The organism is Arthrobacter sp. P1_H7, from assembly GCF_056405215.1.
Map to the genome: position 1 here is coordinate 119,315 of NZ_JBFUCO010000011.1, position 20,686 is coordinate 140,000.

The 20,686-nt window shown below is 67.0% G+C and carries 18 protein-coding genes and 1 pseudogene; 11 read left to right on the forward strand and 8 right to left on the reverse strand.

Annotated elements, in window-relative coordinates; translation table 11 throughout:
- The first annotated feature begins 45 nt into the window (after positions 1-45).
- The gene (locus tag AC1DXI_RS12805) at positions 46-1,971 is read left to right on the forward strand and encodes an alpha-amylase family protein (protein ID WP_476938940.1); all 1,926 of its coding nucleotides are present in this window, start codon (positions 46-48) and stop codon (positions 1,969-1,971) included.
- 364 nt (positions 1,972-2,335) lie between these two features.
- Positions 2,336-3,751 carry a sensor histidine kinase gene (locus tag AC1DXI_RS12810; protein WP_476938941.1) on the forward strand — a complete coding sequence of 472 codons (1,416 nt, stop codon included), beginning with the start codon at positions 2,336-2,338 and terminating at the stop codon, positions 3,749-3,751.
- Here the strand turns inward: AC1DXI_RS12810 and AC1DXI_RS12815 are convergent.
- Both AC1DXI_RS12815 and AC1DXI_RS12820 read right to left on the reverse strand, forming a co-directional pair.
- Positions 3,699-4,409: a response regulator transcription factor gene (locus AC1DXI_RS12815; protein WP_026266308.1), complete on the reverse strand. Its 711-nt coding sequence runs from the start codon at positions 4,407-4,409 to the stop codon at positions 3,699-3,701. The two genes, AC1DXI_RS12810 and AC1DXI_RS12815, sit on opposite strands and share 53 nt — an antisense overlap.
- 97 nt (positions 4,410-4,506) lie before the next feature.
- Positions 4,507-4,752 (reverse strand): hypothetical protein, encoded by a 246-nt coding sequence (locus tag AC1DXI_RS12820; protein WP_476938942.1) that lies wholly within the window; start codon positions 4,750-4,752, stop codon positions 4,507-4,509.
- Between the two features lie 299 nt (positions 4,753-5,051).
- Here AC1DXI_RS12820 and AC1DXI_RS12825 point away from each other — a divergent pair, with 299 nt between their 5' ends.
- Entirely contained in the window at positions 5,052-5,354 is a 303-nt protein-coding gene (locus AC1DXI_RS12825; protein ID WP_018772798.1) for a DUF4193 domain-containing protein, read from the forward strand.
- Positions 5,355-5,712: 358 nt separating this feature from the next.
- A complete protein-coding gene (locus AC1DXI_RS12830) occupies positions 5,713-7,812 on the forward strand; it encodes a putative bifunctional diguanylate cyclase/phosphodiesterase (protein ID WP_476938943.1) in 2,100 nt (699 codons plus the stop codon).
- Positions 7,813-7,849: 37 nt separating this feature from the next.
- Here AC1DXI_RS12830 and AC1DXI_RS12835 read toward each other — a convergent pair.
- Positions 7,850-8,797: pseudogene (locus tag AC1DXI_RS12835) on the reverse strand (cation diffusion facilitator family transporter).
- Between the two features lie 170 nt (positions 8,798-8,967).
- On the opposite strand from AC1DXI_RS12835, the gene AC1DXI_RS12840 reads away from it, so the two are divergent.
- The 3 genes from AC1DXI_RS12840 to AC1DXI_RS12850 all read left to right on the forward strand — a co-directional run bounded on the left by AC1DXI_RS12840 (position 8,968) and on the right by AC1DXI_RS12850 (position 10,612).
- On the forward strand, positions 8,968-9,177 hold the full coding sequence (locus AC1DXI_RS12840) for a cupredoxin domain-containing protein (RefSeq protein ID WP_476938944.1): 210 nt from the start codon (positions 8,968-8,970) through the stop codon (positions 9,175-9,177).
- Positions 9,174-9,632, forward strand: a complete 459-nt coding sequence (locus tag AC1DXI_RS12845) for a hypothetical protein (RefSeq protein ID WP_476938945.1) — start codon at positions 9,174-9,176, stop codon at positions 9,630-9,632. Before AC1DXI_RS12840 ends, AC1DXI_RS12845 begins: the two co-directional genes overlap by 4 nt.
- A gap of 236 nt (positions 9,633-9,868) precedes the next feature.
- Positions 9,869-10,612 carry a CDP-alcohol phosphatidyltransferase family protein gene (locus tag AC1DXI_RS12850; RefSeq protein ID WP_476938946.1) on the forward strand — a complete coding sequence of 248 codons (744 nt, stop codon included), beginning with the start codon at positions 9,869-9,871 and terminating at the stop codon, positions 10,610-10,612.
- Here the strand turns inward: AC1DXI_RS12850 and AC1DXI_RS12855 are convergent.
- Positions 10,609-12,102 (reverse strand): FAD-dependent oxidoreductase, encoded by a 1,494-nt coding sequence (locus AC1DXI_RS12855; protein ID WP_476938947.1) that lies wholly within the window; start codon positions 12,100-12,102, stop codon positions 10,609-10,611. The genes AC1DXI_RS12850 and AC1DXI_RS12855 overlap by 4 nt on opposite strands.
- A 6-nt stretch (positions 12,103-12,108) precedes the next feature.
- Entirely contained in the window at positions 12,109-13,545 is a 1,437-nt protein-coding gene (locus tag AC1DXI_RS12860; protein ID WP_476938948.1) for a DUF2252 domain-containing protein, read from the reverse strand.
- Positions 13,546-13,874: 329 nt separating this feature from the next.
- Between AC1DXI_RS12860 and AC1DXI_RS12865 the strand changes: the two genes are divergently transcribed.
- Both AC1DXI_RS12865 and AC1DXI_RS12870 read left to right on the forward strand, forming a co-directional pair.
- Positions 13,875-14,204 (forward strand): carboxymuconolactone decarboxylase family protein, encoded by a 330-nt coding sequence (locus tag AC1DXI_RS12865; protein ID WP_476938949.1) that lies wholly within the window; start codon positions 13,875-13,877, stop codon positions 14,202-14,204.
- 112 nt (positions 14,205-14,316) lie between these two features.
- Entirely contained in the window at positions 14,317-14,895 is a 579-nt protein-coding gene (locus AC1DXI_RS12870) for a TMEM175 family protein (RefSeq protein WP_476938950.1), read from the forward strand.
- A gap of 30 nt (positions 14,896-14,925) precedes the next feature.
- Here AC1DXI_RS12870 and AC1DXI_RS12875 read toward each other — a convergent pair whose 3' ends face one another.
- From AC1DXI_RS12875 to AC1DXI_RS12885, 3 genes are all read right to left on the reverse strand, one after another.
- Positions 14,926-15,273 (reverse strand): GNAT family N-acetyltransferase, encoded by a 348-nt coding sequence (locus tag AC1DXI_RS12875; protein ID WP_476938951.1) that lies wholly within the window; start codon positions 15,271-15,273, stop codon positions 14,926-14,928.
- 88 nt (positions 15,274-15,361) lie between these two features.
- Positions 15,362-16,375: a pirin family protein gene (locus AC1DXI_RS12880; RefSeq protein ID WP_476938952.1), complete on the reverse strand. Its 1,014-nt coding sequence runs from the start codon at positions 16,373-16,375 to the stop codon at positions 15,362-15,364.
- A gap of 72 nt (positions 16,376-16,447) precedes the next feature.
- A complete protein-coding gene (locus AC1DXI_RS12885) occupies positions 16,448-17,731 on the reverse strand; it encodes a class I SAM-dependent methyltransferase (RefSeq protein WP_476938953.1) in 1,284 nt (427 codons plus the stop codon).
- 212 nt (positions 17,732-17,943) lie between these two features.
- Here AC1DXI_RS12885 and AC1DXI_RS12890 point away from each other — a divergent pair, with 212 nt between their 5' ends.
- Positions 17,944-18,291, forward strand: coding sequence for a hypothetical protein (locus AC1DXI_RS12890; protein ID WP_476938954.1), 348 nt, complete (start codon positions 17,944-17,946; stop codon positions 18,289-18,291).
- 171 nt (positions 18,292-18,462) lie between these two features.
- Positions 18,463-20,667, forward strand: a complete 2,205-nt coding sequence (locus AC1DXI_RS12895; protein ID WP_476938955.1) for a DUF4082 domain-containing protein — start codon at positions 18,463-18,465, stop codon at positions 20,665-20,667.
- Positions 20,668-20,686 lie beyond the last annotated feature (19 nt).

Sequence of the window (20,686 nt, forward strand, 5' to 3'; positions counted from 1 at the left end):
GTCCTCGCGCCGTCGAGGACTGAAACTGGTCAAAGGAGACGCTTCATGGTTGAACCCGCCCTTGTAGCTGACGGCGCAGACAGCGGGGCCCGCCGGCATGTGCTCAGGGCCCTGGCGGCGGGCACAGGAATCGGGTGGGACGGCCCGGACCGGGCCGTTTTCGAAGAGCGCTTCGACCGCCATTTCCCGGTCCTGTTCCGGTTGTTCCACGATCTCTACGGCGCACGGCACGATTGGCTGGATCAGCTGACGGACCTTGTGATGGAGTCTGCCCGCTCGTGGGCCGAGAGGCCTGCCGGGCTGAAGGGCCTCGACGCCGAACGGGAACACAACAGCGGCTGGTTCCAGTCCAACACCATGCTCGGCGGCGTTTGCTATGTCGACAGATACGCCGAGGACCTCGAAGGTGTCCGCGCCCGGATCCCCTATTTCAAGGAACTCGGCCTGACGTATCTGCACCTGATGCCGCTGTTCCTGGCCCCCGAACCGCACTCCGACGGCGGCTACGCCGTCTCCAGCTACCGCGACGTCAACCCCAGGCTGGGCACCATGCAGCAGCTGCGTGACCTCGCCGCCGAGCTGCGGGCGAACGGCATCAGCCTCGTGGTCGATTTCATCTTCAACCACACCTCCGACGAACACGAATGGGCCCGGAAGGCGGCCGCGGGCGAGCCGGCCTACAGCGACTACTACTGGATCTTCCCGGACCGGTCCATGCCGGACGCGTTCGAACAAACCGTCCGCGAAATCTTCCCGGACGACCACCCCGGCTCATTTGTCGATTTGCCGGACGGACGGTGGGTCTGGACCACGTTCCACACCTTCCAGTGGGACCTGAACTACGCCAACCCGGACGTCTTCCGGGCCATGGCCGGCGAGATGCTGTACCTGGCCAACCAGGGCGTGGACATTCTCCGGATGGACGCCGTCGCCTTCATTTGGAAGCAGCTCGGCACGCCCTGTGAGAACCTGCCCGAGGCCCACACCCTGCTGCAGGCCTTCAATGCCGTGTGCCGGCTGGCGGCGCCGTCGCTGCTGTTCAAGTCCGAGGCGATCGTCCACCCCGATGAGGTGGCCCGCTACATCGACCCCGCCGAGTGCCAGCTCTCCTACAACCCACTGCAGATGGCACTGATCTGGGAGGCGTTGGCCACCCGCGACGTTTCGCTGCTCTCCCAGGCCCTGGAGCGGCGCCACAATATCCCGGACGGCACGGCCTGGGTGAACTATGTCCGCAGCCACGACGACATCGGCTGGACGTTTGCGGATGAGGACGCCGCCGAGCTTGGCATCAATGCCTTCGAGCACCGACGGTTCCTCAATTCCTTCTACGTCAACCGTTTCCCCGGCAGCTTCGCCCGCGGCGTGCCTTTTCAGGACAACCCGCGCACCGGCGACTGCCGGATTTCCGGGACTACGGCGTCGCTCTGCGGGCTGGAGGGCGGAACAGCTGCGGCGGTGAACCGGATCCTGCTGGCCCACTCGGTGACCTTCAGCACCGGGGGCATCCCGCTGCTGTACCTCGGTGACGAGGTGGGCCAGTTCAACGACTACGCGTACGCCGCCGAGGATGGCCACGGAACGGACAGCCGCTGGGTGCACCGGCCGCACTACCCGGCTGCAGGCTACGCACGGCGCGCGGAGCCGGAAACCCCCGCCGGGGCCGTCTTTGCCGGACTGCGCCGGATGGTGTCCGTACGGTCAGCGACGCCGGAGCTGGCCGGGACCCGGCTGGTCGGGTTCGACACGAACAACCCGGGGGTCCTGGGGTACCAGCGTCCGGGAAATGGAACGCTGATCCTCGCCCTGGCCAACTTCAGCGACGGCCCTCAGGAAGTAGCGGCGGTGACACTCTCCGGCTTCGCGGCCGGCGCCGTCAACATCCTGACCGGCGCCCATGTGCGCCTCGACGCGGGACTGGTCCTGGACGCCCAGCAGTTCGTCTGGCTCCGGGTGACGCCTGGGTCATGAGGGGCTGGCCGCGGCTCATCGGCGTGGAATACCGGAAGTAGCTGTTGCGGGCGCCCGTTCCGCCGCCGCGCCGCTTCGCCCGGGTGTCGTGTCCGGCCGCACACTGGTTGAGGAGAGCGTGCGGCCGGAATCTGTGGACGAACGGCCCCGTGGCGGCCGGCGGCCGTATTCTGCGGCCTATTTCCACTGTCCCGCATCCCGCTGAGAAGAGACTGAGAGCAACCTCTCCCGGTGGGGCCGGGCGCGCGGTGACGGCAATGCGGCCGCGGTGGTTGTCCCGGACCACGCATTGACGCATTCTTGGAGCATGGCACTGGGCAAACGAGCCCCATCCGGCCCCGGCAGGGACCAGATTCGTTGGGGCGTGCGGAAGCGCTCGACGGCGGTCGCCGTCGGCGTCGTAGCCGTCGCGCTGCTGCTCGGCGGCATCGTCCTTCTCGTCCTGCTGCAGGCGTCCCTGGCCAGGTCGAGCGACGCCGCAGCCCAGCAGAAGGCCCTGGACGTGATCGCCGAGATGGAGGACATGGACATCGAGGATGCCCGCGCCTACATCATGGACACCTCGCATGCGGGCCAGTTCGTTCAGGTGCTGGATGCCGAAGGGTACGTCCTGGCCAGCTCGGACCCCGACGTCGCCAACTCCCCCTTATCAGCCCAGCGGCCCAGCCCGGGCCAGACGATGACCCAGGACGTCTCGAGCCTTCCAAGCATCGGAGACACCGACGACTACCACATCGTCACCGTGGGAGCGCGGACCGGCACGCTCAGCTACACGGTGGTGGTGGCCCAGGCCGCACAGATACAGGCGGACACCATTTCCACGGTCGCGTGGTTCATGCTGGGAGCCACGCCGCTGCTGCTGGTCACTGTGGCCGCGTCCGTGTGGCTCCTGGTGGGGCGATCCCTCCGCCAGGTTGAGCGGATCCGTGGCCAGGTGGCCCGGATCAACGCCGAGCGGCTGGATGGACGCGTCGACGTCCCGCCGACCAACGATGAAATCCACGCCCTGGCGCTGACCATGAACACCATGCTGGACCGGCTGCAGGCCTCGGACACCGAACAGCGCAGATTCGTCTCGGACGCCAGCCACGAGCTCCGCAGCCCGCTGGCCACGCTGAGGGCCGGAATCGAGATAGCAGCGGCCGACCCGACCGGGGCGATGTGGCTGCAGATGAAGGATGTCCTCTCTGAGGAGACGGCCCGCATGAGCTTCCTCGTGGAGGACCTGCTGACGCTGGCCAAAGCCAACGACGGCGGCCTGCGCGTGGAGCAGAAGGACGTCGATCTTGACGATGTGCTGGACCAGGAGATCCGCCGGCTGCGCTCCACCAGCCGGAACCAGATCTCGGCGGAGATCGTTCCGGCACGGATCCGCGGCGACGCCCGCCGCCTGGCGCAGGTCCTGCGGAACGTCCTGGACAACGCCGACCGCCACGCCCTGTCCCGGATCGCCGTGAACCTGCACACCGCCGGGGACCGGGTCATCATCACGGTCGACAACGACGGCGACCCCATTCCGGAGGCGGATCGGGAACGGATCTTCGAACGATTTGTCCGGCTCGATGGCAGCCGTTCCCGGGAAGGCGGCGGCAGCGGACTGGGCCTGGCCATCGCGGCGGGAATTGTGGCCGCCCATCATGGGAGCATCCGCCCGACGGACGGACCAGCGGGTCACTGCCGGTTTGAGATCGTATTTCCCCTTCCGGAACCCGTGGAGCCGGCGGAGGTCACTCCTCGCGAATCTCGGCGGCACGGGGTTCAGGGATCGGGTCGGCGCTGAGCAGGTAGCCCATGCCGCGCACGGTGGTCAGGCTGTGGATCCCGAACGGGACATCGATCTTGCGCCGAAGGTAGCCGATGTAAACCTCCACCACATTGTTCGCGCCCTCGAAAGCCGGGTCCCAGACGTTTTGCAGGATTTCCGCCTTTGAGACGATCTGGTCATGCCGGCGCATCAGATAATGCAGGAGCCCGTACTCCCTGGCCGTGAGGCTGATGAGGGTATCGCCGCGGCGCACACTGTGGCTGACCGGGTCCAGGGACAGTGTGCCAAGCGTCATGATGACAGGCCTGGCGGGCGCTCCGCGCCGGATCAGCGCCCTGATCCGGGCCACGAGCACCAAGAAGCTGAACGGCTTGGTGAGGTAGTCGTCAGCGCCCAGGTCGAAGGCATCGGTCTGGTCGTATTCCCCGTCCTTGGCCGTGAGCATCAACACCGGAGTCCACACTTTGCGTTGCCGCAGTTCCTTCAAGACGTCGTAGCCGTTCATCCGCGGCAGCATGAGGTCCAGAAGGATGGCATCGTACGCGTTCTCCAGCGCCGCCGAGAGTCCCCGCACACCGTCGTGGGCTACGTCGACGACGAACCCCTCGTTCTTCAGCCCGCGGCGGACTGTCTCGGCCAGGGCGTGCTCATCCTCCACCATCAGAATCCGCAATCCGGCCCCCTCCCTTTGGGCCAGTATGGCCCTTCCGGGGCCGGGCTGGAAGGAACCTGGCGAGTCCGGTGGCAGGGTGGTGCCCGTCGCTGTTCGGTCAGCCCTGCTGGGGAGGGCCGAACAGCCAGCCCGAAACGTCGCTGCGCAGGATCACGTGCGGGCCTCCGGTGGAGCTGACGCTCCCGTTGGCGACGTAGTAGCCGCGCCCGGCTCCGGGGCCGCCGGCCGCGCGGTCGATGGCGTCGGTCAGGCGCCGGGTCAGGTGACCGCTGGGGCCCAGGGAGCGCAGTTCATTGAGTTCGTCCTGCGTGAGCCGTCCCAGCACTGCAGCAATATCGGCCATGGTGAATCCTCCCGACGGATGGTGCGGATGGTGCCCAAGGTGGGATGGTGCCTAAAGAATCAGGCTAGGGCACGCAAATTAACGGCACATGACGCCCCGGTGACCGGTGGCGAACAAAGCGCGAAGGCCGGCGCCGCGGGCGGCCGCCTCCTGGTGTCACGAGCGTCACTGCCGCGACTCCCCCGGTCCCCAGCATTTACACGGCGTCATGCTGTACGGTTCAATCCCGGAGATCCGGAGATCCGGGGATCCGGACAGACACTGAACACACGCCCAGCAACTGAAATGAGTACCACCAGGTGGCAACCGATTATGACGAAGTACGCTCCGACGTCGCGGAATCCCGCAACGCTTCCCTGGAGGCGCTCCGTTCGGCGAATGCGCCTGACGCCCGAAGCGTTGTCCGCGAACTCGACGAGGCCGACACCTCCGAAGGCGTGGAACTGCCGGGAGCAGACCTGTCCGGCGAGGAACTGACCGTCACGGTCATCCCGCAAAAGGAGGACGAGTTCACCTGCTTTTCCTGTTTCCTGGTGCGGCACCGGTCCCAGCTGGCCAAGGAGAAGGCCGGCCACGCGTACTGCGCAGACTGCCTCAGCTAGGGCCCTCGGCAGGCGCTCCCCGCCAGGCCATCCGTCGAATACACTTCTGTCACATGCTTCACAATAGTGTCGGGAAGCCGCCGGACGTGACCGGCCGGGGCAGGTTCGGCTACGCTCCTGATTGACGATGCTGCGATTGCCGGCACACGGCCGGAGGCTGATCATGCGTAAATCCAACAGCAGGTTGGCGGACCCTGCTGCTGCGTCCCCGTCGACCGCTGCCAACAACGCCAACGGACCGGAACAACGATCCGACGGCGGGGCGGCCAGGCCGGCTGAAGGACCGCCAGGCCCACGTGCTCGCACCGGCAAACCCGCCCGCGCAGGGAGCCTGCAGCGCGAATGGTCCAGGGCATTCATGCTCGTGCTCCTTGCCCTGTTGGCCGGGGCCGCGGTGACCCTGGTCGGCGTCCGTTTTGTCACGGACCATATGCAGCACGCCGCGGCACAGCACCGCGTCGAGTCGGAAGCCGTCGCCGAGCTTCGGACCGGCCTTGAGACCCACGAACAAGCCGGACTCCAACTGTTGTCCGCAGGACCCGTAGATCAGACCGCCTTTTTGCGGCAACAGAAGGACGTCTCCGCCCAGTTCGATGCCGCGGCCGGGATCCTGCCAGAGGCGTACGGCATGCGGGCCACAATCCGCGAGGCCCGGGCCGCATGGCAGGAGGGACTGTCCGCGCACAGTCTCTGGGGAAGCCAGGTGGCCGGTGTCCACGGCAACCGAGTGGCGGAGGCACCGGCGTTCGCCGCATCCAGCGCGGAGGCCCGCGCACTGCTCGCCGACGTCCGGCGCGCTTCGCTCGACGCGCTGGAGGACGGCGTCGCCCATGGAACCGAGCTCCAGCAGATGGTATCGAGCGTCCGGACGGCCCTCTTTGCGCTGGCCGCTTGCGGCGTGTTCTTCTTCCGCCGGCGGATGAGCAAGTACCTGATTCGCCCCGTGGAGGGGCTGCACCGCGGGGTCGTGAAGCTGCAGTCCGGTGACTACAGCCACCGGATCAGCGTTGTCCGCAATGACGAACTGGGCCAACTGGCCGAGGCCTTCAATTCCATGGCCGCCACCGTGCATGACAACCATCTGGAACTGACCTTCCGTGCCTCGCATGACCCGCTCACGGGCTTGGCCAACCGGGCGGTCCTCACCGAACGCCTCGCCGCCGTGCTCGACCCCGAAGCAAGGGACCCGGAAGCTGCCGGCACCGGGGACTGGGACGGACGCGAAGGCCTGCTGATCATCGACGTCGACGACTTCAAAGATGTCAACGACTCGCTGGGCCATGAGGGCGGCGACGCGTTGCTCATTCAGCTGGCCCAACGCCTGCGGGGCTGCGTGCGCGGGCATGACCTCGTCGCCAGGCTGGGCGGCGACGAATTCGCGATCGTCGTCATGGATGACGGTGGCACGGCGACAGACGACGTCGCACGGCGCATCCAGGCCGCGCTGCGGGACCCGTTCTGCATCGATGACGTCCGGCTGAAGGTAACCGTCAGCGTGGGCGCCGCCCAGCGCAGCGCCGGCACTGCAGATCCGGCCGAGTTGATGCGGCAGGCAGACTTCGCCATGTACATGGCCAAGCACGGCGGCAAAGGCCGCTACCAGCTCTTCGATGCCCGGGGCTATGACGAAATGACCTACCGCGCCGCTCTCCGGGCGGACCTCGCCACGGCTGTGCAGGCCGGGCAGTTGCGCCTTGACTACCAGCCCGTGGTGAACCTTGGCACCGGCGAAATCGCCGGGGTGGAGGCCCTGGTCCGCTGGGAGCACCCGACTCTGGGCCGGCTGGGACCGGCCGACTTCATTCCCTTGGCCGAAGAAACCGGCGAGATTGGCCCCATCGGCTGCTGGGTACTGGACACCGCAAGCCGTCACGTCGCCGGCTGGCGCCGGTCCCCGGGAACTGCCGAAGACTTCTGGGTCTCGGTCAATCTCTCCACCCTCCAGCTATCCAGCGACCGGAACCTGGCTGCCCTGGAGCGCATCCTGGCCCACCCCGCTTCGCAGGCTGACAAGGTCATCCTCGAGGTCACCGAATCGGCCCTTGCCACAAGCGCCGACGGCGGCGTCGCTGCGCTAAACCGGCTGAAGAGCTTCGGCGTCCGAATCGCAATCGACGACTTCGGGACCGGCTTCTCCTCGCTCAGCACGCTCGCGGCGCTGCCCGCGGACATTCTCAAGGTCGACCGCGCCTTCCTGTCCGGGCTGCCCGGGGACGCCCCGGCCGCGGCGATGCTCGAGGGCATCCTGGAAGTGGCCAGGAAACTGGACCTGGCCGTCATCGCCGAGGGCATTGAGCACACCGGGCAGCTGGATCTCCTGCGCTCACTCGGCTGTGACATGGGGCAGGGCTTCCTGCTGGCCAGTCCCAGCCCGTCCCCGGTTCTCGTGGCGCTGCTGGCCTCCGGGGCGCGCCTGCAGCCACCGGCCGGCATGGACGCGGCGGCGACGGGCGCCTGAGCCAGCCGAAGGACCGGACCAACGGCCGGTATCGTGCTCAAACGGCGGGGAAATTCAACGAAGGCTCGTCCGCGGTGGCGAGTGTCAGGATGGCCTCCTCCACGGTTTCGTGGTCCTCAAGTTCGCGTTCAACCCGGCGTAAGGCCACGGCGACGTCGTGTTCCCGCAGGTCCCCCTGGATGTCCACCGCCGCCACGACGTAAAGTTTGCGCGGACCGACGTACTCGAGATGCAGGTAAGTGATGCGCTCGATCTCACGGTGCTCGAGGAGGCGGCGGGCCATGGTGGCCTCGATATCACCGGTCACGGCTTGCCCCACCAGGAAGCGCCGGTTCCGCTCGATCAGCACGACAGCAACCGCGGCCAGCAGGATGCCCACCAGAATCGACCCCACGGCGTCCGGCACTGAGGATCCTGTGACCTGGTGCAGGAATATCCCGGCGAAGGCGATGAGCAGGCCGATCAGCGCGGCCCCGTCCTCGGCAAAGACGGCCCGCAGGGTGGGGTCGGAGCCTTTGAGGACCTGCTCGAGGGTGTTCCGGTCCAGCTCGCGCGCCGCTTTCCGGTTTTGCCGGAACGCCTGGATGAAGGACACGCCTTCAAGGACGAACGCGACCGTCAGCACCACGTAGGCGATCGCATAGTCACCTGGCGGTTCCGGAGTGATCAGCTGCTGGATGCCGTGCATCACCGACACCACCGCCCCGGCCGTAAACAGGCCAAAGGCGGCGATCATCGATTACACGTAGGCCTCGCGCCCGTAGCCCATGGGGTGGGCTTTGTCCCGTTTCCGCGCGGCTTTCCGTTCGGCGATGAGCAGGAAGACCTGGTTGCCGGTGTCCGCCCAGGAGTGGGCCGCCTCGGCAGTCATGGACGCCGAGCCAGAGATGAGCGCGGCCACTGTTTTGGCTGCCGCGACGAGGACGTTCGCTGCAAAGGCAATGAGCACCGTGAGCGATGCTGACCAGGACTTCTCACGCTTCACGCAATTTCCCTCCCTCGGCTGCGGATTGCTTGCCAGTGACTACGCTATCTCCCCCGGCCTCTCGCCGACCGGCGTTCGACGCCGGCTGGTTCCATTTGTGCCGGTCAGGCGCACAATATAGCTAGTAAGTTCATCCGCTCGTTTCCACTAGCCGCTCGGGGTGGTGCGCAATGAATGCTCGTCGGAAGCTGCCGTCGCTGGGGGTGCTCCCGGTCTTGCTGGGGACCGGCGGGTGCTCCGCGGCTGACGAAAGCTCAGCGTTCGATGCCGAGGTCAAGGGCGGCGGCACTGACACCTTCCCCGCGCAGACGAAGCCCGGAGCCTACGCGTATCACTGCACCTTTCATCCGGGCATGCACGGGACGCTGGTGGTCAAATGAGCGCCCAGAGCCCCGGACGGTCCGCGCGGGTCCATACCGCCGGCATGACACTGCGCATCCTCACGGCCGTTGCCCTGTTCATTGACGCCGCCGTCCACATCCATCTGGCCCCGGGCTACCAGGCGGGGAACTCCGCGGGGATCGGCCAGGGCAACCTGTTCCTGCTGGAGTCGGCTGTCGCTGTGCTGGCCGGGTTGTACGTGCTGCTGCGCGGCAGCCGGGCGGCCTTCGCCGTCGCGTTCGTCGTCGCCATGAGCGCCTTCGTGGCCGTGGTGGCGTACCGTTATGTGAATATTCCCGCGTTCGGGCCTTTCCCGGCCATGTACGAGCCCATCTGGTTCTTCGAGAAGTCCGTCAGCGCCGTGGCCGAAGGCGCCGGCGCTGTCCTGGCGGCCATCGGTTTCGTCCGGGCCGGACGGCGGACGGACCGGCAGGGCATCAGGTCCAAGCACTGACCAGACCCGGGCCGCGGACTTGCTGGCATGTGGGCGGGTGGTTCAGGCTGAAGTCGTTTGTACAGGGCACGAAACAAGAGGACCCGAAACGAGGGGACCCGAAACCAAAGGACAGGGCGTCTACAGGCACGGGAGCGGCAATCCGGCCCAGAAGCCGGCCTGCAGACCCGCCGGCAGGCTCCGCGTCCCCTGCGGCAGGGCAGGCCGGGCCGGGATCGGCAGCGGCCCGGCGTGCCGTGGCGGATGCCAGCGCCGCCGTCGGCGTCTATCTTGTGGTCTGGGCCTGGCTCGGCACCGCGGTCCTCACGGATCCTGGTCCCTGGCTCCTGGCCCTGCTAGCGGGGGTCGCGGTGATTACCCGGGCCGCCGGCTCCGTCCTGCGACGGACACCCCGGTTTTCCACCCCCGCGGACCGCGTCACCCTCGGCCGGGCAGGCATCGTGGCCTGCTGTGCCGCCGAAACGGTGGTCGGCTTGACCGTCGGCGCCGAAGCCGGACCAAGCCCCCTGGTGGTGGTCCTCGGTACAGCCGCCTTCCTGCTCGATGCCGTGGATGGCCGGGTGGCCCGGTTCACGGGTTCTGCCACGGCCGAGGGTTCACGTCTGGATACGGATACGGATGCCGCCCTGGTTCTGGTGCTGTCCTGCGCGGCGGCCGGAAAATTCGGCCTGTGGCCCCTGGGAATCGGCCTGATGTACTACGCGTTCCTGGCAGCAGCCTGGTTCCGGCCGTCCCTGAAGAACCCGCTGCCGTCCAGCACTGTCCGCAGGGTCATCGGAGCCACCCAGCCGGCGGCCCTGCTGTTCGCCCTGTTGCCGGGCGTGCCTTCGCCGCTCGGAGCGATGGCGCTCGGCCCGGCGCTGGGGCTGCTGGCCTTTTCATTCGGGCGGGACGTGGTCCGGCTGGAACGGCTCCGGGCAAGCCGCGCTTCGGCCGCCGGCTCCCCCACCCCGCGCGCCGGTACACCGGCGGGGACCTAACGCGGGGCAGGTCTCGGCGCCAGGTTCATCGTCGCCGGACCCTGGATGACGGCGCCGTCGGCGGCAAACCGCGAGCCGTGGCAGGGGCAGTCCCACGTCGAATCGTCCGCGTTGAACGCCACCGTGCAACCCAGATGGGTGCAGATGGCCGAGACGGCGAGCAGGTCCCCGGCGGCGTCAGCGTAGACGGCGGTCATTTCGCCGTCGATCTCCACGACGGTGCCTTCGCCGGGTCGCAGCCCGGCGACGGTCGGTTGGTCCGGTAGGTGGGGTTGGGGAGGCTCGTCCGGTTGCTGCCGCGCCGCGCCGGTCTGGCCGGCGGAAGTGCGTTTGGTGTCGAATACCGCCGCCCAGGGGTTGTGACGGCCCGACAGGGTGTCGGCCAGGATCAGGGCGGCGGCGGTGCCGTTGGTCAGGCCCCATTTGCGCAGGCCGGTGATCACATGAAGGTGCGCCGCCGTCGGAGTCAAAGTCCCGGCATAGGGCAACCCGTCGACGGGCATGGTGTCCTGCGTGGACCAGCGGAAGCTGGTCTCCCCGGTGCCGAGGCGTTCCCGGGAGAAAGCCGCGAGGCGGCGGTACCGGTCGGCGGCATCGCCGGCCTCGGCGGCACGGTGCCCCTCGCCGCCGGTGAGAACGAAACGGGAGCCCTCGATGTCGATCGCCAGGATGGAGCGCATCGGCTCGTCGACGCTGATGAAGGTCCCGTCCAGAGGCACGGCAGGAGCCAGGCAGGCCACGAGGTAGGAGCGGTGCAGGTAGCAGCGTTCGGCAAACAGGCCGGCGTCGCCAACGGGGACGTTGGTGGCAACGATCACCTCGCGCGCCCGGACGGTGCCACTGCCGGTCCCGACGACGGCGGGAACCCCGTCTCGGACCGAGGTGACGCGCGAGTCCTCCAGTACGTGGCTTCCACTCCCGTCCACTGCGCGGGCGAGGCCTTGGAGGTACTTCACCGCGTGAAGCTGCGCCTGGTCGTCGAACCGGACCGCGCCCCGGGCACCGAACGGCAGCGGCACGTCGGAGGTAAAGACGGCTGGCAGGCCGAGCCGTTCGGCCAGGGCCGCCTCGTCGCGGACCCGGGCGAGGGCGTCATCGGATTCTGCGTAGGTGTAGTTGGACACCCTGCGGAAGTCGCAGTCGATGCCCTCCTCCGCCACGACACGCGCAATGTGCTCGATGGCGGCCTGGTTGGCCTGCCCGTACGTGCCGGCGACGTCCGGTCCGTGCCGGTCCGCGAGTTCGGTGTAAGCCAGCCGGTGCAGGGAGGTGACCTTGCCGGTGGTGTGCCCGGTGACGCCGGTGCCAATGCGCGCTGCTTCCAGGACCGCGACGGTGTTGCCGGCACGTTTGAGGGCCAGCGCCGCCGTCAGGCCGGCAATCCCTCCCCCGACGACGGCGACGTCGACCTCAAGATCCGTGTCCAGGGACGGATAGCGGGTGGTTCCGGTTGTGGCGATCCAGAGCGAAACCTGCCGACCTTCGGGCATGGGCGATCAGAGGCCCTCAATAGCTTCCAGCCGTCCCGAGCGAACCGCATCGGCGAAGGCCTGGTAGTCCTTTTCGTTCTGGTCCGCATAGCGCTCGGAAAAATCGGTGATGGAGCGGTCGAACTTGTCGCTCTTGCCGAGGTAGGACGCGATCGCGATCGCATCGCCGGACCGGGCGTGTGCCCGCGCCAGCGTCCAGCCGCAGGCGTCGGCATAGAAGGTCATGCCGAGCGGCTTCATCCCTTCCACAACCGCTGAGCCCTTCATGTCACGCAGTTGGCGCCAATAGAGGTACCGGTTGTCCTGCACGCCTTTGGTCCACCCCAGGAAGATGTCGCTCGCGGCCTGCATCATCCGCTGCCCCCGCACCACGCGCTCGCCCGGCTGCTTGAACTTGCTCTTCGGCAGGTGGTCCTCGAGCACTGATCGAGTGGCCTCCTTGACCTGGAGGAACAAGGGGTCCTGTTGATCGCGTCCCTGGAGCAGGACGATGAAGGCCCGGGTGCCGACGCTGCCGACGCCCACGACCTTGCGGGCGACGTCAATGACTTCGAATCGCTCCAGCAGGTGGCGTCGGTCATCCGGCAGCGTAGCCCGGTAGGACCGGAGCTGGTCACGAACCGCGTTCTCAACCTCGTCGCCAGACATACCGTACGTATCTGCCAGTTCCCGGACGGGAATGACGATTGGTGGTTGACTGACAATTCGGTACTTCCCGTCGACGCGCTCGCCGAGCTTGGACAGTGCCTGCAGGCTGTCCTTGGTGTGGGCCTTCGCGACGTTAGCCTTTGCCGCTTTTTCGAGGCCCTGGGCAGCCTTCTTGAGGGCCTTGCCCTTCTGGCTTGCGACAGCCAGGTCGATGGTCCCCATCAGCTGTTCCTCGGACAGGCGGGCGTACCAGATGTCCAAGGTGCGCATTTGCGCGAACTCAGCCATCGCCTCCCGGTACGCCCGAACCGCCCTGAGTGTCGCATCGCGCGTTTCTTCCTGGGTGTATCCGTTGTTGCGGGCCGCGATCGTGAAGCTCGCGGCCATCCGCTTGACGTCATATTCAAACGGTCCGGGAAGTGTCTCGTCGAAGTCGTTCAGGTCGAACAGCAAGGTCCGCTCGGGCGAGGCGAACACTCCGAAGTTGGACAGGTGCGCGTCTCCGCAGAGCTGGGACTTCAGCCCGGCCCGCGGCGTGTCCTTCAAGTCGGAGGCCATGATCTTGGCTGCACCCCGGTAAAACGTGAACGGCGAGACCAGCATCCGGCCGTGACGCACCGGCACGAGGTCCTGTTCCCGGGTGCGGTTCTGTTCCTCGAGCAGTGCCACCGGATCGGGACGGTCGGACGCGGGTTTCCACCCTGTGTGGCTGGACACCGGCACCTTCTCGCGGTATTTCTTGCCCTTCGATTGACGTTCCTCGACGCTTGGATGCTTGACTTTGGTCTCAGCCATGATCGGCGACCTCCCTTTGATGTCAGGAACCGCCATCGGCACTCGTTGCCTGGGTCAGTCCTGTTGAGCGCGCGAACGCACCTTGGGTCGAACTAATGCGATTCTGGCCCCGGCGCGGACAATCGTCAACGCGTTGGTGAAGTCTTGCCGGACCCCGCCGCCGCACACTGATGCCGGTTCGTAGCGCAGCCTGATGGCTGGCCACCGGTTCATCCCGTTCGGGTGATGCCTGCCCTCACCGTGTCGGGTTAGGTTGCAGGACGAGTGGGGTAATCCTCGCTCTTCGCCAACTCGGCAATCATCACCGCAAACCAGATGGAGACATAACCATGGCCGAAGAAGAAGCTCCCGTCCTCGCTGCCCTTGCCGACATCACCGCCGTGTCGCTCGAACGCTCCACGCTCGAACCTCGCGAATTGATGCTGGCCCGGATCGCGGCCCTCGCTGCAGTAGATGCCCCGGCTGGCTCCTACCTGCTAAACGCCGGTACCGCAATGGACGTCGGCATCACCTTGGAGGACGTCCAAGGCATCCTCATCGCAGTTGCTCCAATCGTCGGGACTCCCCGGATCGTGGCGGCAGCCGGCAACCTCGCCAGCGCACTCGGCTTTGCCCTCGAAATGGCGGAGGCAGAACTCGAAGCAGAGGCCGGGGACTAATCCAGTCCTCGCCGAAAGGCAAACTTGACGGTACCGTTTTCTACGAACCGCTCGTCACGGCGTCGGCAGTTCCTCACTGCATCTGCCACGATGCCCTGACCAAAGGCGGCCCATGAACAAGAACCGGCTGGAGGCCTTCAGCGACGGCGTACTGGCGATCGTGATCACCATCATGGTGCTGGAGCTTCACGTCCCCGCCGAACCGACCTGGCCGGCGCTGCTCCACGAACTTCCAACGCTGCTCAGCTACCTGCTGAGCTTCATCTACGTCGGGATCTACTGGAACAACCACCACCACATGCTGCATCTGGCCGGGCGGATCAACGGTGGGGTGCTCTGGGCAAACCTGCATTTGCTGTTCTGGCTCTCCCTCATCCCCTTCACCACCCGGTGGATGAATGACACGGGCCTGGCGGAGGTCCCCGTCCTCGTCTACGGGCTGAACCTGCTGTTCGCCGCCATTGCCTACTACATCCTGAAAACAACCCTGATCCGCCAGCAGGGACGCGGCGGCGCGCTGGACCAGGCCATGGGGCAGGACTGGAAGGGCAAGGGATCGCCTGCGCTCTACATCGCCGGGATGGGGCTCAGCCTGGTGAACCCGCTCCTGGGGATCGCTGCCTATACGGTAGTCGCCGCGATCTGGCTCATCCCGGACCGGCGGGTGGAGCGGTTCATCGCGCACACGTGAGTCTAGAGGCGCACGTAAGTCTCGGGGCGGCTACTGCCGGACGCGTTGAGCCAGCGAGTCGCTCAGGAACCCCAGATGCGCCGGGGTTGGCGCTACCACATGAGCCGCGTAGCCGGGGTGCTTGCCGAGGTACTTCTTGATGTAGGGACACACCGGAACGATCGTGAGGCCCGCGGCGATAGTCTCATCGAGTGCGTGTGCGGCCAGCACCCCGGCCAGCCCGCGGTCGCCATATTCCTCGTTGATCTCTGTGTGGTAGAAAATCCGCTGGCCCGCTCCGACGTCGTCCACGTAGGCGGCCTTGCCGATCACGGTGCCGGCGTCGAGCACTTCGAAACGGCTGCGCTGCGGGTTGTTGCTGATGGTGATCGTGGTCACTACGGTCTCCTTGAGCGGGCCGGATTGGCCCGGCGATCGGGCTTATGGGTGCAGGGCTGGCCGGTATGGGCTTACCGGGTTGGACAGGTCAGCCGCGTGGCCGGATACGGGCATTCGGCAGGGCAGGGGCCGGGAGAGCGGCGGGCCCGCCGGGCGGAAACGGGCCGAACCGCAGGTCAGGTGCTCCACCGGCGGCGTCCTCAGTGCCGGCGTCCTCAGTGCCGGCGTCCGCGCCGATCTCGGACTGCCACTGGGCCCTGTACGCGACGATCTCCTCATGGCTGCGGCCGACGAAGTTCCACCACATCACGATTTTTTCGCCCAGCGGCTCTCCGCCGATCAGGAGAACGCGGGCTCCGTCGCTGCCCGCGACCAGGGTCAGGGACCCGTGGCCGACGGGCAGGTACGCGAGGTTGTCCTTCGGGACCGGCTGCCCGTCCACGGCCAGGGTGCCCGAGTCCACCAGCAGGCCGTGTTCGAAGGACGCATCTGTTTCGAGCGTCAGTTCCGTCCCCGCGTCGAGCAGGATTTCGGCACCCAGCAGGGGTGTGTGGGTTGTGACGGGCGAGACGGACCCGGAGAGCGCGCCGAGGAAGACGCGCATGGTCCAGCCGCTTCCGCTGACCGGCTCGGGACGGTAGTGCTCAAAGGTGGGCGCCATGTGGCGTGCTGTGTCCGGCAGCGCCACCCACAGCTGCGCGCCGTGCAGGACGGTTGTGTCCGGGGTGGAAAATTCCGAGTGGCTGATGCCGCGGCCGGCGGTCATGAGGTTCACTTCGCCGGGCCGTACCGCTGCGTGATAGCCGGCCGAATCCTGGTGTTCGATTTCGCCTGTGAACAGCCAGCTGACGGTTTGAAGCCCGGTGTGCGGGTGGCGTGGGACTTTCATGCCGCCGGAATCCCCGACCTGGTCCGGGCCATAATGGTCCAGGAAGCACCACGCCCCAATGAGGCTGCGCTGGCGCTGCGGAAGGGTGCGCCGCACATCCATCGCGCGCGGGCCGCCCAGCGGGACCTGCCGCGGAACCAGGAGTTCGACGCCGGCGCAGGGCCCGTCCGTTTCGCAGAGGATTTCCTGGGGCGCGACTTCGGTATTGCTCATGATGACAGCCTAGCTTCGCGCGGGCCGCGGGTCAGCCTTCGGCAGCCGGCCTTAACCTGCCAGAACCGGGCCTCAATTCCAGGCCGAACGGCGCAAGGGGGGTTCCGCGCCGCCCGGGCGCTGGACCAGGACCTGGTTCACGCCCGTGATGCCGGCCTCGAAGCCGAGGGCGCTCGCGGCCATGTAGAGCCGCCACACCCGGGCCCTTCCGAGCCCGGCGAAGCGCACGGCCTCGTCCCAGTGCTCCTCCAGGTTCCGCACCCAGGCCCGGAGCGTCAGCGCGTAGTGGCGCCGCAACGCCTCAACGTCCAGGACCTCCAGGCCCGCCGCTTCGAGTGCCGCGACCATCTCCGAAAGGCTGAGCATCTCGCCGTCCGGGAAGACATAGCGGGGAATGAAGGAGTCCGGGTCCGGCGGGGTCGCGCCGGCATTCCAGGAGATCGCGTGGTTGAGCAGCCTTCCTCCCGGGCGGAGCAGGCCCTGCAGGTGGGAGGAATAGTGCTGGATCTGCTCGCGTCCTACATGCTCTGACATGCCGATGGAGCTGATCGCGTCGAACGGCCCGTCGTCCACGTCGCGGTAGTCCTGCACCCGGATGTCCACCCGGTCCGTGCGTCCGGCGTCCGCCGCCCGCTTGCGGGCCAGGGCCGCCTGTTCGACCGAGAGCGTCACCCCGACGACGTCGGCCCCGTAGTGTTGCGCGGCATGCAGTGCGAGGCTGCCCCAGCCGCATCCCACGTCCAGCATGCGCATGCCCGGCTGGAGCCCCAACTTGCGGCAGACCAGATCGAGCTTGGCTGTCTGGGCAGCGTCAAGCCCGGTCTCGTCCGACTCCAAGACCGCGCACGAGTAGACCATGGAAGGGCCCAGGACGAGGGCGTAAAAGTCGTTCCCGACGTCGTAATGGTGCGAGATGGCCGCGGCGTCGCGCCCCTTGGAATGACTCCGGCCGTGCCGGCTCACGCGCGCTTCCTCCGGTGGCGGCGCCGGGTTAGTTCCCAGCGCGCCGAGCCGGACGGCAGTTTTGACCAGCGCGAACACTTCGCCGGGTGTCGGCGGCCGGAACGGGCCGGGCTCGGCAAACTTTCCCGCCGCGCTGAGGGCCGCGAAGGCGGCGAAGATGTCGCCGGGTGCCTCGATATCGCCGGCCACGTAGGCCCGGCTCAGTCCAAGCTGCCCTGGGGACCACAGCATCCGTCGAAGCGCCCGCCGGGATCGGAAAACGACGACGGGGGCGTCTTCCGGGCCCGCTTCCGAGCCGTCCCAGGCCTTCAGCCGCAGGGGGATCCCGTCGGTGCCAAGGATGATCGCCAGTGCGCCGGCCAGCCGTGAAGCCGCATTCGTAGATACCGTCATGTCCAGTGCCCCATTTCCAGTGCCTCGTCTCCGGTGCTGCGGGCTGAGCCCCGCCAGTTCCAAATCTAAGGGCATTACACGCCCGGCAACCAGAGTCTTGGTTCCGATTCCTTTGCCCGGCCCTTCCCCCTTCCCTGCACACCGCCCCTTCCCAGAGCAGCGGCGGCGGCTGGCTCTGGCGCTTGGTGGTGCTGTTGCCTATGGTGTGTCCTATGTCTGAGTCTTTCTCGTCCCTCGTGGACACGTTCAAGAATGTCGGTGTGTCACGGGCCTACGGGCCCGCCGTGAACATCGCAGGAGAAGAGGTCATCCCGGTAGCGGTGGTGTCCTTCGGCTTCGGCGGGGGCAGCAGCCCGGAAGACGGCCAGCCCGGCGGCGGCGGAAGTGGAGGCGGGGGCGGCGGCTTCGTCTTGCCCCTGGGCGTCTATGCCAAGGGCTCTTCGGGCCGCATGACGTTCCGGCCCAACACCGTGGTAGTTCTCGTGGCGCTGGCCCCTCTGGTGTGCGCCGTCGGCATTTCGATCCGCGGCATACTTCGCACCGTGGGTTCCCACCGCTAAGGCCGTGGCCTGAAGCCCACACTCGAGCGCGCAAAAGGTGCGCCGCAAGAACTCTCGCGGCATGGGTCCAAACTTTATGAGCTGCTGCGCACCATTTCGTGAATGCGCATGCTAGCCTCCCCTACATGGGTCGCATTGGGGTGTGACTTCTGACGGTAGAGGAAGGCTGACATGACCGATCAGAAGTTGGCACTTGGCAGGCCGAACGTGCGGCCCTGGGGGGCAGCCATTGCGGCGGCGGCGCTAGTAACGGGCATTCTTTTACCCTCTGCGCCCGCGCTGAGAGCCGAGAGTGGATCCCACGCCACAGGCTGGGACTGCTCGTCAGGCTTCGTGAGCATAACCTTCGACGACGGGCCCAGTGTGTTCAATGAGGACCGCACCGGTTGGATCCTCGACACCCTGCGCGATTATGGGGTGCATGCCACGTTCTTCATCCTGGGCGAACGGGTGGCCGATCCCAACCAGCCCACGCGACCCGATCTCGTCCTGAGGGAAGCATCGGAAGGTCACACGGTAGCCAACCACAGCTGGGACCACCCGGATCTGACCACGCTGAGCACCAGCGACGTTCAGCTGCAACTGTCCCGCGACAACGATGCGATCACCGCCGCCGGCGCAGCGCGCCCAACGTTCTTCAGGCCCCCATACGGCTACACCAACGCCAACGTCGAAGCTGCGGGCGAATCCCTGGGCCTCCGACAGGTGATCTGGGACGTCAACAAGGGTGATACGGCGGCGACCAGCACATCCGGGGTTTCTGATCCGGTCCTTACGGCAGTCCGGCCCGGCAGTGTCGTCGTACTCCACGACTGGGCGCCGTACACGGCTGAGGCTCTCCCCACGATTCTGGACGGTTTGAAATCCCGGAACCTCTGCCCCGGACTGCTGAGCCGGGCCACTACCTACAACGCACAACTGCGTAGCTACGTTTCTGTCGTGCCCGATCCGAACGGGCCGCATGACTCGAGCCCGCGACAATGTCCCTGCAGTGTCTTCACGCCGCTCCAAGCCCCGAGTCTCGCGGCAAGTGCGGCCACCGGTCCGAGCGAATTGGGGATGCGGTTTGCGGCCGATGTACCCGGCGTCATCACTGCTATCCGGTTCTACAAGGCCGCTGTGAACACGGGGCCTCACCCGGTTCGCCTCTGGTCCAGCGGTGGTCAGTTACTCGGTTCGGGCAGCACACAAAACGAGACTGCGTCTGGCTGGCAGCAGGTCGAGATCCCAGGCGGCGTCCACGTGCAGGCCGCGACGCAGTACATTGCTTCGTACTCGGCACCCGCCGGTCGCTTCGCTCAGGACGTGAACTTCTTCACAACAGCGGCGGGCTCTTCGCCGATCCGGGGGCTGGCCAGCGTAGCGGGGGCGGCGAACGGCGTCTACGCGACCGCGGCAGGATCCTTCCCCAGCCACACGTATGCGGCCAGCAATTACTGGGTAGACGTGGTCTTCGTCCCCGATCCCCCCGCACCGACGGTCTCGGCGGTCGATGACGCCGGGTTCACGGCTTTCGAAACGGCGCTTTCGGTGCCGGCACCGGGGGTGCTGTCCAATGACGGAAACAGCGGGCTGGTTGTCTCGGCCTGGTCACAGCCGCAGCACGGTTCGGTAAGCATGACGGCCTCGGGCGGATACACCTACACGCCGACGGCCGGGTTCTCCGGACCGGACACATTCACTTACACGGTCACGGACACGGCCGGATCGACGGCAACCGCCACCGTACGGATCACCGTGTCCGCAGCGGCGACTGTCGCCCGAGACACTTTCACCCGATCCGTCACCGGCGGCTGGGGCACCGCGGATCTCGGCGGCACCTGGACCCCAACGAATACGGTGCTAAGCGTGGACGGCCAGCGCGGCGTACTGGCCCTCTCTGCCGGCCAGAGCCGTCAAGTGTTCCTCAACAGCGTCAGCAAGATGGACACCGACACCACGGCGTCGGTGCGATTGGATACCGCACCGGGCGGAAGCGGAGCCTATGCCAGCCTTGTGGCGCGCCGCGTCGCCCCAACGGTCGAGTACCGCGGGACTGCCAGAGTGCAGGCAAACGGCGCGGTGAGCGCAATTATCTACCGGATGAACGGTTCGCTACCCGAGACGGTCATAGGGCAGGAGGTCGTAGTCCCAGGCTTGTCCGGCGCACCGGGATCAACCCTCGCACTCCGGCTAAGGGCGGGCGGCACCAGCCCCACAATCCTTAGCTTCACTGTCTGGCAGTCCGGTTCGTCCGAACCCTCACCCCAGGTGACGGCGAGCGACAGTACCGCAGCCCTGCAGCTGGCAGGCGTGCCCGGGATTACTGCGTCGCTCTCGTCCAAGAGCGGGCCAACTGCCGTCCGGTTCAACTTCGACGACGTCGCCATAGGCTAGTGGGCCCTTGAGGCCCAGG